This is a genomic window from uncultured Caldilinea sp. (assembly GCF_937128415.1).
In the GTDB taxonomy this organism is placed as follows: domain Bacteria; phylum Chloroflexota; class Anaerolineae; order Caldilineales; family Caldilineaceae; genus Caldilinea.
Genome location: NZ_CAKZMJ010000081.1, coordinates 20,990 through 38,689, shown reverse-complemented (window position 1 = coordinate 38,689; position 17,700 = coordinate 20,990). Strand labels below are relative to the sequence as shown.

At 59.7% G+C, this 17,700-nt stretch carries 10 protein-coding genes; all 10 read left to right on the top strand.

Annotated features, from left to right (window positions below; all coding sequences use genetic code 11):
- The first annotated feature begins 257 nt into the window (after positions 1–257).
- The 10 genes from bglX to Q0367_RS15075 all read left to right on the top strand — a co-directional run bounded on the left by bglX (position 258) and on the right by Q0367_RS15075 (position 17,597).
- Positions 258–2,510, top strand: coding sequence for a beta-glucosidase BglX (gene bglX / locus Q0367_RS15120; protein ID WP_297632760.1), 2,253 nt, complete (start codon positions 258–260; stop codon positions 2,508–2,510).
- A 14-nt stretch (positions 2,511–2,524) separates the two neighbouring features.
- The gene (locus tag Q0367_RS15115; protein ID WP_297632758.1) at positions 2,525–4,303 is read left to right on the top strand and encodes a sensor histidine kinase; all 1,779 of its coding nucleotides are present in this window, start codon (positions 2,525–2,527) and stop codon (positions 4,301–4,303) included.
- Positions 4,300–5,073, top strand: a complete 774-nt coding sequence (locus Q0367_RS15110) for a helix-turn-helix domain-containing protein (RefSeq protein ID WP_297632755.1) — start codon at positions 4,300–4,302, stop codon at positions 5,071–5,073. The genes Q0367_RS15115 and Q0367_RS15110 overlap by 4 nt, the downstream gene beginning before the upstream one ends.
- A 226-nt stretch (positions 5,074–5,299) precedes the next feature.
- On the top strand, positions 5,300–6,802 hold the full coding sequence (locus Q0367_RS15105; protein WP_297632752.1) for an ABC transporter substrate-binding protein: 1,503 nt from the start codon (positions 5,300–5,302) through the stop codon (positions 6,800–6,802).
- Positions 6,803–7,044: 242 nt separating this feature from the next.
- Positions 7,045–8,019 (top strand): sugar ABC transporter permease, encoded by a 975-nt coding sequence (locus tag Q0367_RS15100; RefSeq protein WP_297632749.1) that lies wholly within the window; start codon positions 7,045–7,047, stop codon positions 8,017–8,019.
- 14 nt (positions 8,020–8,033) lie between these two features.
- Positions 8,034–8,930: a carbohydrate ABC transporter permease gene (locus Q0367_RS15095; protein ID WP_297632745.1), complete on the top strand. Its 897-nt coding sequence runs from the start codon at positions 8,034–8,036 to the stop codon at positions 8,928–8,930.
- Between the two features lie 18 nt (positions 8,931–8,948).
- Positions 8,949–11,654, top strand: coding sequence for a hypothetical protein (locus Q0367_RS15090; protein ID WP_297632742.1), 2,706 nt, complete (start codon positions 8,949–8,951; stop codon positions 11,652–11,654).
- Positions 11,651–14,134 carry a glycoside hydrolase family 3 N-terminal domain-containing protein gene (locus Q0367_RS15085; protein WP_297632739.1) on the top strand — a complete coding sequence of 828 codons (2,484 nt, stop codon included), beginning with the start codon at positions 11,651–11,653 and terminating at the stop codon, positions 14,132–14,134. Before Q0367_RS15090 ends, Q0367_RS15085 begins: the two co-directional genes overlap by 4 nt.
- A 71-nt stretch (positions 14,135–14,205) precedes the next feature.
- Entirely contained in the window at positions 14,206–16,575 is a 2,370-nt protein-coding gene (locus Q0367_RS15080; protein ID WP_297632736.1) for a glycoside hydrolase family 2 TIM barrel-domain containing protein, read from the top strand.
- Positions 16,576–16,598: 23 nt separating this feature from the next.
- On the top strand, positions 16,599–17,597 hold the full coding sequence (locus tag Q0367_RS15075) for an alpha/beta hydrolase (RefSeq protein ID WP_297632733.1): 999 nt from the start codon (positions 16,599–16,601) through the stop codon (positions 17,595–17,597).
- The last annotated feature ends 103 nt before the right edge of the window (positions 17,598–17,700 follow it).

Genomic DNA, 17,700 nt, shown 5'->3' with positions numbered 1-17,700 from the left:
TAGGTGAAAGTGCATTCTATTTTGCGTCTGTGACACAGATCTGCAACTCATTTAACAAAGTCGACTTGAGACTCTTCATCATGATGGTTTTCCACGGCTCATTCGTCTGTTTTGTGCACGCTCTTCATCGTTTTTGTTAATACATGCTCGCCCTCCGTTCCTGTAGAATTTCTCTAGCACCCGCCCTGCTTCTTGGCGTCTCTGTGTATAATTCAAACTGAATCAATCCCCATTTGATGAAAAAGAGGAGTGTAAATGTGAACAACTCTCACAACGTCGAGACAAACGCGCCCAGATTGTTTGACGCGGACATTGCGGCGCAGGTCGAAAAGCTCCTGGAGCGCATGAGCCTCGAGGAAAAGATCGGCCAGCTCACGCAGATCGGTGGAATCAGCGGTTTTGTCCCCGGGCCGGAGCCGGAGGAGATCGTGCGTCGGGGCGGCGCCGGGTCGGTGCTGTGGCTGAATGACCCCAAGCGCTTCAATGCGTTGCAAAAAATTGCGGTCGAGGAGAGCCCCTCCAAAATCCCACTGCTCTTTGCCCTGGATGTCATCCACGGCTATCGCACCATTTTCCCTACGCCGCTGGCGATGGCCGCCTCTTGGGATCCTGACGTTCCTGAACGGGCGCAGGCAATTGCGGCGCGGGAGGCGCGGGCCGCCGGCATCCACTGGACGTTTGCCCCCATGATCGACATCGCCCGCGACGCGCGTTGGGGGCGCATTGTCGAGGGCGCAGGCGAAGACCCTTACCTGGGCGCTGCGATGGCGGCGGCGCAGGTGCGCGGCTTCCAGGGCGAGTCGCTCGGCGCGCCTGACCGCATGTTGGCATGCGCAAAACACTTTGCTGGCTATGGCGCAGCGGATGGCGGTCGCGATTACGATCCCGTCTATCTGCCCGAGACGCTGCTGCGCAACGTCTATTTCCCGCCCTTCCAGGCTGCGTTGAAGGCTGGCGTTGGCACGTTCATGAGCGCATACATGGATTTGAACAACGTGCCGGCAAGCGCCAACCGATGGCTGCTTCACGACGTTCTGCGAGAGGAATGGGGGTTCGAGGGCTTCGTCGTCAGCGACGCCTTTGCGGTCGCTAACCTCGTAACGCAAGGCTTTGCATATAACGCCCGGGATGCGGCGCTACGCGCGCTGCGCGCCGGCTTAAATATGGACATGGCCTCGGCTACGTATCTGCAACATGGTGCGGAGCTGGTGCGGAGCGGCGCCATTGCCGAAGCCGACATCGATGCCCTGGTGCGCCCGATCTTAGCCATCAAAATTCGCATGGGGTTGTTCGAGAACCCCTATGTAGACGAGTCTCGGCTGGAGGAGATCCTTTCCCGACCGGAGCATCGAGAAGAGGCGCGCCGAGCAGCCCAGCGCTGCATGGTGTTGTTGCGCAACGAAGGCAACCTCCTGCCGCTTTCCAAATCTTTGCAAAACGTGGCCGTGATTGGCCCGGTGGCCGACTCGATGGAGGCGCTCGAAGGACCTTGGCTGGTCTTTGGCCATCAGCCTGCAGCGGTCACCATCCTTCAGGGCATCCGCGAGAAGTTGCCGCATGCGCATGTGACCCATGCTCCTGGCCCTGAAATTCGCCGCGATTATCCATCGCCGTTCGACGCCTTGATGGAGACCTTCTCCGGTGCGCCGCGCCCGGCTCCACAGACGCCTGAGGAGGCGGAAGCCGCCTTCCAAGCAGCTGTGGAAACGGCCCGCAATGCCGATGTCGTCATCATGGCGCTGGGAGAAACCGCCAACATGTCCGGCGAAGCAGCCTCGCGCGCCTCGCTCGATTTGCCCGGCCGCCAAGAAGAGTTGCTGAAGGCGGTGGTTGCGCTCGGCAAGCCTGTGGCGCTTGTGCTTGTCAACGGGCGTCCGTTGAGCATCAATTGGGCTGCGGAGCACGTCCCGGCGATCCTGGAGGCGTGGCACCCAGGTTCGGAAGGCGGCCGCGCCGTTGCCGATGTCTTGTTCGGCGACGTGAATCCGGGCGGCAAGCTGCCGGTCACCTTCCCGCGCGCAGGCAGCCACGAACCACTCTACTACGCGCGCAACATCACGCACGCGCCGGAGGGCAGCCGCATGTACAGCGCTCGTTACTGGGATGGACCGCCCACGCCGCTCTTTCCCTTTGGATATGGCCTGAGCTACACGACCTTTGCGTTCGACAACCTGACTGTGAATAAACCCGAGATTAAGGTGGGAGAGGTTGCCATCGTCACCGTGAACGTGACGAACACCGGCTCCGTCGCTGGCGACGAGGTGGTGCAGCTCTACATCCATCAACGGGCGGGGAGCGACTCGCGCCCGATGCGCGAGTTGAAGGGGTTCAAGCGGGTCACTCTCGAGCCGGGCGAAACAAAGACGGTGACTTTTCACCTCGGCCCTGATGAGCTTGGCTACTGGAGCACAAGCGCAGGCGAATGGGTGCAAGACGCGGCCACTTTCGATCTATGGGCAGGCGGCGACTCGCAGGCGTCTCTCCACGCCGAGCTGCGCGTCATGGAATAACGCCGGTTGCGCCCATGGTGAAGGGGTTGGTCGGACAGAACAGACGGCTGGCGGTGAGGCTGATCTTTTTGATCAGCCTCGCCATTATTCCGGTCAACATCCTGGCGGTGGTCCTGACGCGCATCAGCATCGCCGATTTCCAATCCCGGCTGCGTGAATCCTATCGCAATGAGTTGACCACCCACATGTTGCGGATCGACGCCGAGCTGCAAGACATCGAGGAGGAGGCAATGGCCTTTATCACCGCTAACATCTTCGAGCTCGCCCTGGGCGCTTCGCCGGACGATCCGAGCATCTTGCGCATCCGGCTGTACGACGACTTGCGCCGCGTTCGAGAACGGCTAGACCTGGCCACTGTTGTGTGCCTAAAGCACAATCCCTCTGGCGAAGTTGCAGTGGCGTTTGGTCAGTCGCTGGCCGGCGCTAACTATGACGCCGCGACGATTCAAGCCATCAAGGCGCTCTGCGCAGATCCGAACCTCTTGCAGCGCTCGGCGAACCGCTATGTCGTCGTCACGGCCGGACGCCGCACGTTTTTGCTAAAGAACTATCCGAACAGGGCCTATACATTCGCCTTCTTGCTCGACGCGCGCGATTTGCTGTCCGGCGCCTCCAATCTGCGCGCCTCCGAAGGCGAACAGTTTTTTCTGACGGATGACGCAGGCCATCCGCTGGTCGCCATGATGGCCGATGGCGAGGTCGTGAGCGTTGCGAACGACGTAAGCCGCCCCTTGAGCGTAATGCTTGGGGAGCGCAGGGCAGCCGACGTCATCGCTGCTTCATCTGAACGCATGGACTATCGCCTGGTGCGCGTGTTGGATGCAAACAGCCTGGCGGCCAGAATCCCGCTGACCAACCGCATTCTCCAGATTGTCGCCTTCCTCAGTTTCCTGATCATTCCGCTCACCTGGCTGACGATTCGGCAGCTCGCGCTCAAGCCGATCCAAGTGCTGGCGGACGCCATGCATGAGGTCGAGGCCGGAAATCTGCAACACCAGGTGACCGTTCAGGCGAACACTGACGAATTCCAGTATCTGTACGAGTCGTTCAACCGCATGGTCGCCCAGATCGACTTGCTCACCATTCAGTCCTATGAAAATGAAATTGAACGATTGCAGATCGAATGGGAGAACCTGCGCCTTCAGATCAACCCCCACCTTATCCTTAACTCGCTCAACATGATCTATAGCCTGGCGCAGTCGAAAAATTATCCGGTCATCCTGGAATATGTGCGACGCCTGGCCGACTATTTCCGCTACGCCTTGCGGCAGAATGGGGACCTGGTTCCGCTGGCGGCCGAGATGAGCTTCGTCCAAAACTATCTGGAAGTTCAGAAAATTCGTTTCCCCGACGCGTTCACCGTCTCCTATGCCATCGATGAAGGGCTGGAAGATGCGCTTACGCCGCCGCTGCTGATCCAGAATTTCGTTGAAAATAGCATCAAGCACGGGTTAAAATTGGGCGACGTCACCGAGGTGGCGATCGAGGTGCGCAGGCAAGGCGACGCCATGGTGATCACCGTTTCGGACACGGGCAGCGGCATCGCCCCGGAGATTTTGGAAAAACTGACGAACGGCGAGATCATCGAAAACAAAACCGGCCGACGCATCGGCGTCTGGAATTGCCGGCGACGTCTCCGCTATTTTTACGGCGACCGCGCCAGCCTGACGATCGCCAGCGTCCTTGGCAAGGGAACGCAGGTGCGCATCGTATTGCCGATCGTGAGAAACCGCTCTGAGGGCGCCGGAGTATCGGCAACGACCTCCCCGTTGGGCATGGAGAGGAAAGCATGAACCTGTTGATTGTCGATGACGAGAAATACGCCATCCAGGGGATTCTGGACGGCGTTGCATGGGACAAGCTGGAATTCAAAGAGGTGCTTACGGCCAACAGCTTCGCCCAGGCGGTTGAACTCTTCGAGGCCAGACGCATCGACGTGCTGCTGTGCGACATTGAAATGCCGATGGGCAGCGGGCTCGACCTGATCGAATGGGCCAGGGAGCACTCGCCGGACACCGTCAACATCATTTTGAGCTGCCATGACCGCTTCGACTTTGCGCGGCAGGCGGTCAAGCTACAATGTCTCGATTACGTCATGAAACCGGCCACATCGGAGGCGTTGCTTGAGGTGCTGGGCAAGGCCATCATCGAAGTCAAAGCACGGCGTCGACAGGCGCTCTTGCAAGAGGTCGGCGAACAGTACGCGCACATCGTTGCGCCCGTGGAGGAGAGCGCCGGCAGGACGAGCCTCGCCGAGCAGGTGGCCCAATACATCCTGGCGCATATCGACGCTGCGTTGACGGTTGAGGAGCTTGCCGACCGATTTTACGTCAGCGCCGATCACCTGACCCGCTCCTTCAAAAAGCGTTACGGCAAGACGATCATCCAGTACATCGCCGAGCAGCGCATGTTCCTCGCTGGCGAGCTGATCCAACATACGCCGTTGACGATCACAACGATCGCCGAGAAGGTGGGCTACGCCAACTACCCCTACTTCGTGAAGATGTTCCGCAAGCATTACGGAATGACGCCACGGGAATACGCGCAACAATATCGCAAATAGTCGGATTTGTGAAGCTTGTTCATCGCTTCCGGCTATATACACCCTTCCCCTTCTGCTGTACGATCCGTTCACCGGTTTCCAGGTTGATATGTTAATAGCGCGAGGCTGCGTGGAGCGTGTTGCGTAGAAGATTCCGACGCGTAGCGCGCAACACGGAAAACAGAAAAACATTGCCTGGCAGTCAGCAATCCCGAATCACGCACACGACAGAAAAAAGGAGTCAGCCATGAAGAGAGTTTTGCTTGCGATCGCGGCATTGGCGCTTGTCCTGAGCGCAGCAGCCTGCGCCCCTGGGGCCCCCACCGGCGCACCATCGGACCAATCCGCTGCGACCGGCCAGCCCGAAAAAGTGATCATGACCTATCTGCACGGCGGCGCGCCGCCCGCTGACATGCAGCTCGTGGTGGACGCCATCAACCGGCGGATCCGCGATCGGATCAACGCCGAGATCGAGTATTATCCTCTGCCCATTTTCGAGGCGTTCACCGGCAAGTATCACGTCCTTCTCTCCAGCGGCGAGCGGATCGACCTGATGGTCATTCCTTTCCAAAACATCGTCCCCTACGTGGACGCCGGCCTGCTCAACCCGCTGGATGAGCTGCTGGCGCAGCACGCGCCGACGATCATGGCGCTGAGCCAGGAGTTCCCGATCCTCCAGACGGCGACGGTGCGCGGAGAGGTCTACGGCGTCGCGCCGGTCAATGCCACCTATGGCGTCCAGACCGGTTTCATCGTGAATAAGGATTGGGTGACGGAGTTCCAGATTCCGGAAAAAGAGATTTACACCCTCGACGAGATGGGCGAACTTTTCGGCGCAGTCAAAGCCAAATATCCCGACATGTATCCGGTCTGCGTCAACCCCAACATTCTTTTCCTGTCGCCTTTCCCAATCGATAGTCTAGGAGCGAGCGCCTCCTCCGGCGTGTTGATCGGCCTGGAGAGCACCCAGATCGTCAATCTCTGGGCGAGCCAGGAGTATGAAGATTTTGTTTTGAAGATGCGCGAATGGTACGAGGCCGGCTACATCCCGCCTGACGCCGCCACGACCACCGCCACGCTGGCCGAGCAGACGAACGCTGGCGTCTGCGCCGCCTACCCCATGATCATGGAGCCTGTGCAGACGACAACCACCAAAGCATCGTTCGGTTTTGAATCGGTGGGCATGCCGACCAGCATCAACTATTATCCCTCCTTGTCGCCGAACGGATCCGCCAACTGGAGCGTGCCCATCACCGCCAAGTCGCCGGAGGCCGCCGTCAAATTCCTGGACCTGATGTACGCCGACCATGAGCTGGCGAACATGCTGCTCTGGGGCATCGAAGGCAAGCATTTCGTCAAGACGGACGTGGAGCAGGTCATTGCCTTCCCTGAAGGGGTGAACGGCCAGAACAGCGGCTATTACGTGACCTATGGTCTCTACGGCGACCGCCGCTACGAATACCAGTGGGACGTGAGGGCCACCAGGCGCTTCACCGACGAATACACCGCCGCCAATATGAAAAATCCGACCAAAGCTGTAGGCTATATGTTCGACCCCACCGGCTACACCAACCAGATCATCGCCATTGATGCGGTGGTGAACAAGTACAACGTCGCACTGTTAACAGGCAGCGTCGCCGACGTCAGGGGCACGCTGGAGAAGATGAACGCCGAGCTCAAGGCCGCCGGCATCGACGAGGTGATCGCCGCCAATCAGGCGCAGTTCGATGCGTGGTTGGCCTCGCGTTAGGCGCGACCTACAGGGTGCGCCTCCGGCGGGTGCGTTTGGCCGGAGGCGCACTTGGTAGGCGCAAACTTGTCGCTGCGCTTGCTCGAATTCGTCTGAGACCTTGTGGTCCGCCGAGAATGTGCGGCTTTGAGTCGCACCTACGAGGATTGCCGGATGTTCTTGTGAAAAAAACTTGAGCCGGACTCGCCAGGCAAGCGCCGGATTTCCAACCGGCGGAAGGCTTATCGAACAAGGAAATGCACATGTCGAGCCAATCGTTGGTTTCTTCCGAAACTACGCTGCTGAGAAAGACGGCGGTCGCCAGGCGGCGTCGCAACTGGTCGAAGATCACGGCGACCTACTTGCTGTTGCTGCCGGGGCTGGTCTATCTGTTCTTCAACAATTACCTGCCTATGGTCGGCATCGTCATGGCGTTCAAACGCATCGATTTCCGGCTGGGCATCTTTGGCAGCCCCTGGAACGGCCTGGAGAATTTCCGGTTTCTCTTCGCCTCCGGCGACGCCTGGATCATCACGCGCAACACCATTCTCTACAACGTAGTGTTTATTGTGCTGGGCATCGTGGTGGGCGTCTCGCTCGCCATCCTGATGTTCGAGCTGCACGAACAGAAGATCGCCCGCGTCTACCAGACGTTGATCCTTTTGCCGATGTTGATGTCGTGGGTGGTCGTCAGTTATCTGGTGTTCGCCCTGCTCAGCACCGAAACCGGTTTTATCAACAAAACGATTCTGCCGCTTTTGGGCGTCAATCAGCCGATCGCCTTCTACCAGGAGCCAAAATACTGGCCGTTCATTCTGGTGCTCGCCAACATGTGGAAGGGGATCGGCTTCGGCATCATCGTCTATCTGTCGTCGATCCTCAGCATCAATCCCGAATATTTTGACGCAGCGAAGGTGGACGGCGCCTCCAAGTGGCAGCAGATCCGCCACATCACGTTGCCGTCGCTGAAGCCGGTCGTCATCATTATGGTCATCCTGAACATGAGCCGGATGTTTTACTCCGACTTCGGGCTGTTCTACCAGCTGCCTCGAAACTCCGGCCTGCTTTACGACGTGACGCAAACGATCGACGTCTATGTCTACAATGCGCTGATGACGCAGAACAACTTCGGCATGTCCGCTGCGGCCGGCCTGTATCAATCGATCGTCGGCTTCATTCTGGTGATCGCGGCCAACGCAGCGATCAAGAAGATCAGCCCGGAGCATGCGTTATTCTAAAGGGAGCATCGAAGATGAATCAGAGTATGCGCAAAGAAAACTTTGCCTGGAAAGCGACGGCGCACATTGTTTTGGCGTCCCTGACCGTGTTGACGGTTCTGCCGTTCGTCCTGTTGATCTCGGCTTCGGTCACGGAGGAAAGGAGCGTCATCGCCAACGGCTACAGCTTGATTCCGCCCGCCTTTAGCCTGGCGGCGTATGAATACATCCTTGCAGAATGGGGGCAGATCGGCCGCGCCTACGGCGTGACTGTTCTCGTGACGGTCATCGGGACCACCGTCTCGCTGCTGATCACCTCCATGTTCGCCTTCGGCCTTTTGCAGAAGGGCGTGCCTGGCCTGAAGGTGATTCTAATCTTGCTGTTGGTGACGATGCTCTTCAACGGCGGCATCGTGCCGACTTACTATGTCTACACCCGCATTTTGCAGGTGCGCAATACGCTCTTTGGGCTGATCGTGCCCAATTTGCTGATGAATGCGTTCACCGTCATCCTCGTGATGGCGTACATCCGCCACAACGTGCCCGCCGAGCTATTTGAAGCTGCGGAGATGGACGGCGCCAATCTCTTCCACATTTTCTTCCGGATCGTGGCGCCGCTCTCCACGCCGATCCTGGCGACCGTGGGCTTGCTGACCGCCATCACCTACTGGAACGACTGGATCAACGGCCTGTACTACATCACGAAGCCAGAGCTGTACACCATTCAACTGTTGCTCAATCAGATCAACCAAAATATCACGTTTCTCGCCAGCAACGCTTCCAAGCTCGGCAACGTGGACTTGAGAAGCCTGCCCAGCGCCACCATCCGCATGGCGATCGTGGTGGTCGCTATCTTGCCCATCCTGCTGGCGTATCCGTTCTTCCAAAAGTATTTCGCCAAGGGCATTGCGCTCGGCGCAGTTAAAGGCTGATTTCCACCAGAGGCCAAGATGAACATCAAGATCCAAAAGCTCCTGGCGAACCAGGGAGACAACTATATTCTGCCGTTCTTCTGGCAGCACGGCGAGGACGAAGCCACGCTGCGCGAATACATGGCCGCCATCTACAACGCCAACATCCGCGCCGTATGCGTGGAAAGCCGCCCCCATCCCGACTTTGCCGGCCCGCTGTGGTGGCGCGATATGGACATCATCCTCGACGAAGCCCGCAAACGAGGCATGAAAGTCTGGATTCTGGACGACGCCCATTTCCCGACCGGCTACGCCAACGGCGCGCTGCGCAATGCGCCCGCCCGGCTCCACCGTCAGAGCATCGTTTGTCAAACCATCGACTGCGCGCCCGGCTCGAAGGTGACAATTGGTCCGGACAGGCTGCGCCGGCCGTCTCCTCCTGAGCCGACGGAGCTCGAACGTCTGATTCTCCAATCGGGCAGAGCGGCCCCGCAGCGCATCTTCACGGACGACCGGCTGCTTGGGGTCTTCGCGGCGCGCCTGGATGGCAGCGCCGCCGTCGAAATGCTCGACCTGTCGGATCGCGTGATCGAAGACGCCCTGGAATGGACGCCGCCGGCGGGGAAGTGGCGTCTTTACATCCTGCATCTTTCCCGTAACTTTGGCGCACGCCGCGATTACATCAACATGCTGGACGCCGAGTCCTGTCGCGTGCTGATCGACGCAGTGTACGAACCTCATTACGCGCGCTACGCCGCCGACTTTGGCAAAACGATCGCCGGCTTCTTTTCCGATGAGCCAGAGCTGGGCAACGGCCATTTGTATGCTTTCGGCAACGTGCTCGGCGTAGACCAAGACCTGCCCTGGAGCCGTGCGCTGGAGCAGCGGCTGGCACAGTCGCTAGGGGAGGGATATCCACGACTGCTCCCCCTTCTGTGGGAAAACGAGGCCGATGCAGCGACGACCGCACGGGTTCGATACGCCTATATGGACGCGGTGACCCGTCTGGTGGAGACGTGTTTCTCTCAACAGATCCGGCGATGGTGCGAAGCGCACGGCGTCGAATACATTGGCCATATCATCGAAGACAGCAACCAGCATGCGCGGACCGGCTCCAGCCTGGGCCATTTCTTCCGCGGACTCTCCGGCCAGCACATGGCCGGCGTGGACTTGATCGCCCGACAGGTGATGCCCCAGGGCGAAGACCGGATCGGCGTCGGCGGCGTGGTGCCGGCCATGGATCACGAGTTCTTCCATTTCGTGCTCGCCAAACTCGGCGCATCCCACGCAACCATCGATCCCATCAAGCGCGGTCGGGCCTTATGCGAGATCTTCGGCGCCTATGGCTGGGGTGCAGGCGTGCGCCTGCAAAAATATTTGACCGACCACTGCCTGGTGCGCGGGATCAATCATTTCGTCCCCCATGCTTTCAGCCCGAAGGAATTTCCCGATCCCGACTGCCCGCCGCATTTCTACGCCGGCGGCCACGATGCGCAATACCGCCATTTCGGTCATCTGATGGCGTATATGAACCGGGTCTGCGAACTGCTCAACGGCGGCCGTCGCATCGCCCCCGTCGCCCTTCTCTATCACGCCGAGGCGGAATGGACCGGCCGCTGCATGCTCATGCAAAAGCCGGCGCGGCTGCTCACCGAACGCCAGATCGATTTCGACATCGTTCCCCAAGACGTCTTCCTGGAGCGCGAGCGCTATCGCACGGCGATCGGCCCAGGGCTGCGCGTCCATACGCAGGAATATCGGGCGCTGGTCGTTCCGACCGCCCAGTTCGTCACCGAGGCGTTTGCCTGCGGCGCCCTCGAGCTGCGCGAGGCCGGCTTCCCGGTGGCGTTCATCGACTCTCTGCCCGAAGGGCTGTGCAACGGCGACGATCCTGAGCGCGAACGCGAGTTGCTGGCGAAGCTGCAAGCGTGCGACGTCGTCCCCCTGCATGAACTCGTTACATGGCTCGATGAAAAAGGCATTGCGGACATCTCGTTCTCGCCTCCCTCTCCTTGGCTTCGCTATCTCCGCTACCGCTATGAGGACGGCGGTGAACTCTATTGCCTTGTCAACGAAGGAGCGACGCCATATCGAGGAACGGTGTGGCTGCCGAGCGCAGGCCCTTGCTACGCATACAACGCCTGGGACAACCGCCTCGAGCGCCTTTGCGTGCAGCCAGATGCAAGCCAACCGGACAAAACAGCGGTTCAGGTGGAAATCGAACCGCTGAAGAGCCTGCTCATTCTCTTCGACCGCACGCCGCCGGAGGAGCTGCAGGAACCGATGACGTGCACAGGGCAAAAAATTCCGCTGCGCAAGGGCTGGATGCGCAGCCTCTGCGCAGGGATCGAATATCCCCGGTTCGGAGAGCCGCAGGCGGTGGATCTGCCCGATCGCCTCGCCGAAGAGGCCCCGCGCTTTTCGGGATTCGTGCGCTATGAAACCGACTTTCACCTCGAGGCAGGGGGCAAGGTCGTGCTGGAGATCACAGATGCGCACGAAGGCGTCGAGGTCTTCGTGAACGGACGGAGCGCCGGCGTCCAGATCGCGCCGCCGTTTCGCTTCGACCTCTCCAACCTGGCGGCGCCCGGCGAAAATCGGCTGCGCATCGAAGTTGCGACCACTCTGGAGCGGCAGGTCGGCGCAGAAGGCTTGATGATGGGATTCACCTTTGGAGAAATCATTTCGCTTTCCGGCGTCACCGGCGAAGTGAATCTATATGTGGAAAGGAGAGAAGCGCAATGAAGTATAAAGACCCCACCCTCCCCATTGAACAGCGCGTCGCAGACCTGTTGAGCCAGATGACGCTCGAAGAAAAGGTGGCGCAACTTTGCGGCCTTATGCCTCTCGCCTTTTGGGGGCCGCAAGGCGTCAATCAAGCCAGGATGCAGGCGATGCTCCCCCACGGCATCGGCCAGATTTCCGGCGTCGGCGCGATGGGTGGAGTGCAAATCAGACGAACCGTGGAGGGGCTCAATCAGATTCAACGCTATCTGGTGGAGCAGACGCGGTTGGGCATCCCGGCCATTTTCCACAACGAGGCGCTCAATGGCCTGGTGGCGCCGCAGGCGATCAACTTTCCCACCGCCATCGGCCTGAGCGCCGCATGGGAGCCGAAGCTGGTCGAGCAGATGGCCGACGTCATCCGCCAGCAGATGGTCGCCGCTGGAATGCGGCAGGCGCTTTCGCCGGTGATGGACGTCGCCCGCGACGCGCGTTGGGGACGCGTTCATGAAACCTATGGCGAAGATCCCTATCTGTGCAGCGCCATGAGCATCGCCTTTGTGCGCGGCTTGCAAGGAGCAGACTGGCGTGAAGGCGTGATCGCCACCGGCAAACACTTCTTGGGCTATGGCCTCAGCGAGGGCGGCCTCAACTGTGCGGCCACCCACCTCGGCGAGCGTGAGCTGTACGAATGTTTCGCCCGTCCCTTCGAGGCGGCCATCCGCGAGGCGGGTCTGGCTTCCATCATGAACTCCTACTCCGAGATCAACGGCGTCCCCTGCGTCGCCTCTAAAGACGTGCTCACCGATCTGCTGCGCAGCAAAATGGGCTTCGATGGCTTTGTCGTCTCAGATTATTTCGCCGTTCGCCGCTTGCTCACGCAGTTCCATGTCGCCGCCGACCTGGAGGAGGCCGCCATTCAGGCGCTGGAGGCCGGTCTCGACGTCGAGTTGCCCAATCCAGAGGCGTACCCGAACCTGGTGCAAGCCGTGCGCGCAGGCCGAGTGGAGATGGCGCTGATCGACCAGGCGGTGCGCCGCACACTGACCTGGAAGTTCCGGCTCGGCCTTTTTGAACAGCCCTATGCGCAGGTTGACCAGGTTGCAACCCTCTTCTCGGACCCGGAGCCTCGCCGCCTCTCGCAGCAACTTGCGGCGAAGTCGTTGGTGCTGCTTAAAAACGACGGGCTGCTGCCGCTGCGTAAAGACCTCAAGCGCGTCGCCGTGATCGGTCCGCACGCCGACAGCATGCGCGCCTTTTTCGGGTGGTACACCTTCCCGCCCATTCTCGAGCTGATGCGCGAGATCATGCGCAACCCTGAGACGGCTGTCTCCCTCGGCCTTCCTTCCGACGACGCTCGGCGCTCTCAGATGGACGAGGCAGAGATGCAGGCGATGAAAGAAGCCGTGGCCGATCTTCAGGCGGTGGAAGACCTCGAGGCGGCGATCAAAGCGATGTATCCGGCGGTCAGCGTGCGCGAAGCCATCCAACAGCTTCTTGGGCCGGGCGTCGAGGTCGTCTATGCACAGGGTTGCGACCTCACCGCTCCCTCGACGGAGGGCTTCGCCGCCGCGGTTGAAGCCGCCAAGGGCGCCGACGCCGCCATCGTCGTCTTGGGCGACCGCTCCTCCATGCTGAACGGGACCACCGGCGAGGGTAAAGATCGTGCGTCGCTGGCGCTGCCCGGCGTGCAGCAGCAACTGTTGGAGGCGGTGTGGGCGACGGGAACGCCGACGGCGCTGGTGCTGATCAACGGACGGCCGCTGGCGGTCAACTGGGCCGCCGAACATGTCTCCGCCATCCTCGAAGCGTGGTATCCAGGCCAGGAAGGCGGCCCGGCTATCGCCGCCGCACTCTGGGGTGAGATCAACCCCGGCGGCAAACTTCCGGTCACCATCCCACGCAGCGAAGGCCAGATTCCCATCTACCACTACCACAAGATGGGCAGCGGCTATCAACGGCCGGAGGAGAACACGCTCAGTCAGTACACGGACATCCCGAACACGCCGCTCTACGCTTTTGGGCATGGCCTGAGCTACACCCGCTTCGAGTATAGCGACCTGCGCATCCATCCTGCGCAGGTGGACAGCCGCGGGCAGGTTGAGATCGCCTGTGACGTGACCAACGTCGGCGAGCGGGCCGGCGACGAAGTGGTGCAACTTTACCTGCGCGACCGTCTGGCGCGCGTCACACGGCCGGTGCAGGAGCTGGCCGGGTTCAAGCGGATCAGCCTGGCGCCGGGCGAACGCTGCACGGTGACCTTCACCGTGGAGATGCGCCAGCTTGGCTTTTACAACCATGAAATGCGCTTCGTGGTCGAGCCTGGCGCTGTTGACGTGATGGTCGGCGCCGGCTCGGATGACATTCGGCTGCGCAGCGAATTCGAGATCACCGGCGAGGCGGTCGAGGTGATGGGCGATCGCGCCTTCACTTCACAAGCGCGGGTGGAAAATGTCGACGGCGGAACGGGCGCCGCAGGTTTAGCATCCTTGCAAGAATAGGCGCTTTGATCTCTCTCCCTTCCTGGAAGTTCTGAGCTTTCGGGAAGGGGGGTATTCTAAGAAATAGGCTTATGAGAAAGCAAGACTTCAACCGAGAGTGGCGTCTTTGCAAAGAAGGCGGAGCCGGCGTGCAGATCGTGGATTTGCCGCATGATGCTATGCTCCACGATGCGCGCGATCCTGACAGCCCAGGCGGCAGCGCAGTGGGCTTCTTCGTCGGCGGCGTTTATGTGTACGAAAAGACCTTCCTGGCGCCGGTCGACTGGCGGGACAAGTGCGTCATCTTTGAATTTGAGGGCGTCTACAGAAACAGCAAAGTGTATCTGAACGGGCAGGAGGCCGGAGGCAGGCCCTATGGGTATTCTCGGTTCTTCGTTCACGCAGATTCCTTTTTGCAGTATGGAGCAGAAAACACGATCCGCGTGGTGGCGGATAATTCCCAAATGCCGAACAGCCGCTGGTATTCAGGCAGCGGCGTCTATCGTCCGGTGTATCTGCACGTCTTGAACCGGATGCACATTGAGCTAGACGGCGTGAAGGTCTCCACCCTCTCCTATGCGCCCGCCAGAATCCTGGTGGAAACTCGCGCCACTGGCGGCGAGCTTGCAGTCGAGATTCTCGATGGCGACACTGTCATTGCGCGCGGAGAGGGTGCAGCGGCCCAAATCGACATTCCCAACGCCAGGCTCTGGTCGGCGGAAACGCCTCACCTTTATCGTTGTCGCGTGACGTTGCGAGACCACCATGGCGAGATCGTGGACGAGGTGATTGAGCGCTTCGGCGTCCGCAAGGTGGAATGGAGCCCCCAAGGTTTGTTCATCAATGGCCAGGAGACGTTGCTGCGCGGGGGCTGCATCCACCACGACAACGGCGTCCTCGGCGCTTGCTCTTATGCTAAAGCCGAAGAACGCCGCATTCGCATTTTGAAGGGGCTGGGCTTTAACGCCATTCGCAGCGCCCACAACCCCGCCTCGAAAGCGCTGCTGGAGGCGTGTGACCGCTATGGCATGTACGTCATCGATGAAGCCTTTGATATGTGGTATATGCACAAAAACAAATATGACTACGCTTCTGATTTCGATGACTGGCATTTGGAAGACCTCAAGGCGATGGTCGAAAAGGATTTTAACCACCCTTCGGTCATCATGTATTCCATCGGCAACGAAATGTCAGAGCCATATCAGGAACGAGGCGTTCAGCTAACACGGGAGATGGTGGACTATTTTCACCGCCTGGATCGCAATCGCGCGGTGACGGCCGGCGTCAACCTGATGATGATTCATCTGGCCAGTAAAGGCAAGGGCATCTACAAAGAAGGGGGCGGCCTGGCCGGCGAAGACGAAATCTCTAAAAAGAAAAAGCAGAGCGCTTCGGGAAGCCTGTTCTTCAACATGCTCGTTTCCGTGATCGGCACCCGTATGAACAACATGACCCGTTCAGACGCCGTCGATCGGGTGACCAGTCCGTGTCTGGATGCATTGGATATCGCCGGCTACAACTACGCCTCCGGTCGCTATAAGCTGGAGGGGAAGAAGCACCCCAACAGAGTTATCTACGGCAGCGAGACCTTTCCGCAAGACATCGCCAAGAACTGGGAGATGGTCAAACAACTCCCCTATCTCGTCGGCGATTTCATGTGGACGGCCTGGGACTATCTGGGCGAGGCGGGCCTCGGCGCGTGGACCTACGACGGCACCGGTTTCCACAAGCCTTACCCCTGGCTGCTCGCTGGGTGCGGCGCAGTAGACATTCTGGGCAACGTGGATGCAGCCGGGAAATACGCCGCCGTGGTGTGGGGCGTAGAGAAGCGCCCATATATTGGAGTGCGCCCTGTCAATCGCTCCGGTCAACGCGTCACCAAAGCCATCTGGCGCGGCACGAATGCACTGTCTAGCTGGTCGTGGAAACATTGCGAAGGCAAGAAAGCGGAAATCGAAGTGTACGCCGACGCCCATGCTGTCGAGCTCTTTCTCAACGGGAAGTCGCTGGGCAAGAAGAAAATCAAAGCCTTTCAGGCCATGTACAAGACTCGATACGCTCCTGGCGTTCTCAAGGCGGTCGCCTATGATCGCAATGGGCGCAAACTCTCCGAAAGCGAGCTGGTTTCCGCAACCGGCAAGACGCGCCTTGCGCTCAAGCCCGAAGAATCCGCCATCCAGGTCGGCGAACTGCTCTATGTCAACGTCGAACTCGTCGGGGAAAACGGCGTCGTGGAGAGCAACGACGACCGCAAACTCACCGTCCACGTCGAAGGTGGCAAGCTGCTGGGCTTTGGCAGCGCCAATCCCTGCACCGAAGAGCGCTTCGACAGCGGCAGCTACACCACCTACTATGGCAGAGCGTTGGCGGTGGTGCAGGGAGGAGAAGCGGGCGAGATGACGATACGCGTCAGCGGCGATGGGCTGGAGCCGGCCGAGGCGACCATCCGGGTGACCGAGTAAACCTTTGCGAAAGGAGCCAATCGATGAAAACCGAGACCCTTATGTTGCAGAGCAACCCGAATGTCACGTTGACCACCTATCTGCTCGACGCCTCGCCAGAGATGCCGAATGCAAGGGTGCGGCCGGCGGTGTTGATCTTTCCTGGAGGTGCGTATCGCTTCTGTTCAGATCGCGAAGCCGAGCCGGTCGCAATGGCCTTTCTGTCGCAAGGCTATCACGCCTTCGTGTTGCGTTATTCGCTCAATGAGCATGCGGCCTTTCCCAGGCCGCTCCAAGACGCTGAAGCAGCGCTCGAGCGCATCCGCACCAATGCCGGAGCCTGGGGCGTCATCCCCGACAAAGTGGCCGTGTGCGGTTTCTCGGCGGGAGGGCATCTGGCTGCTGCGCTTGGAACCATAGGGCGCATTCGCCCCAACGCGCTGATCCTGGCGTACCCTCTGATCCTTGACGACCTGGCCGATCTGCTGCCTGCGCCGATCCCTTCGCTGGAACAGAAAGTGGACGCGCAGACGCCGCCAACTTTTCTCTTCACGACCGCTGACGACGCGCTTGTGCCGGTGCGTCATTCGCTCGAATTCGTCTCGGCGCTCGAGCGGGCGGGCGTTCCCTTTGAAGTGCACATCTTTCAGGAAGGCGCGCATGGTCTGTCCCTGGCAAAACCTCATACATCGAGCGGTCTCAAACAGATGGTCAACCGAGACGTCGCCCGCTGGATCGATCTGTGCATTGCCTGGCTAGAAAATCGTTTTGGCGGGTTCGCTTCTGATCGAGAGTTGCCTGCGACAATGGCAACTCCAGAAGCGACCTGCTACAGTGTGGATGTTCCCCTGGAGATGTGCTGGAGCAATCCGGAATGCAGGCAGTTGATTCTTTCTTATCTGCCGGGGATCGATCAAAGCCCGAATTTCAATCTGGCGTTGCGCGTGTCGCTGCGGACGATCAACGCCCACACCCAGGCGTTGGACGAGATTGCGCTGCATGAGCTAGATCAAAAGTTGAGGGCGATTCCGTTGGAGCCATGACTCTTGAAGGTCTTTAACAAAATCTTTTGGGAATCTGTGTAGGCGCTGCTCGTCGCAGCGCTTCCTTATATACCTGGTCATTGTGGCCAGGCTAAACTCAAGG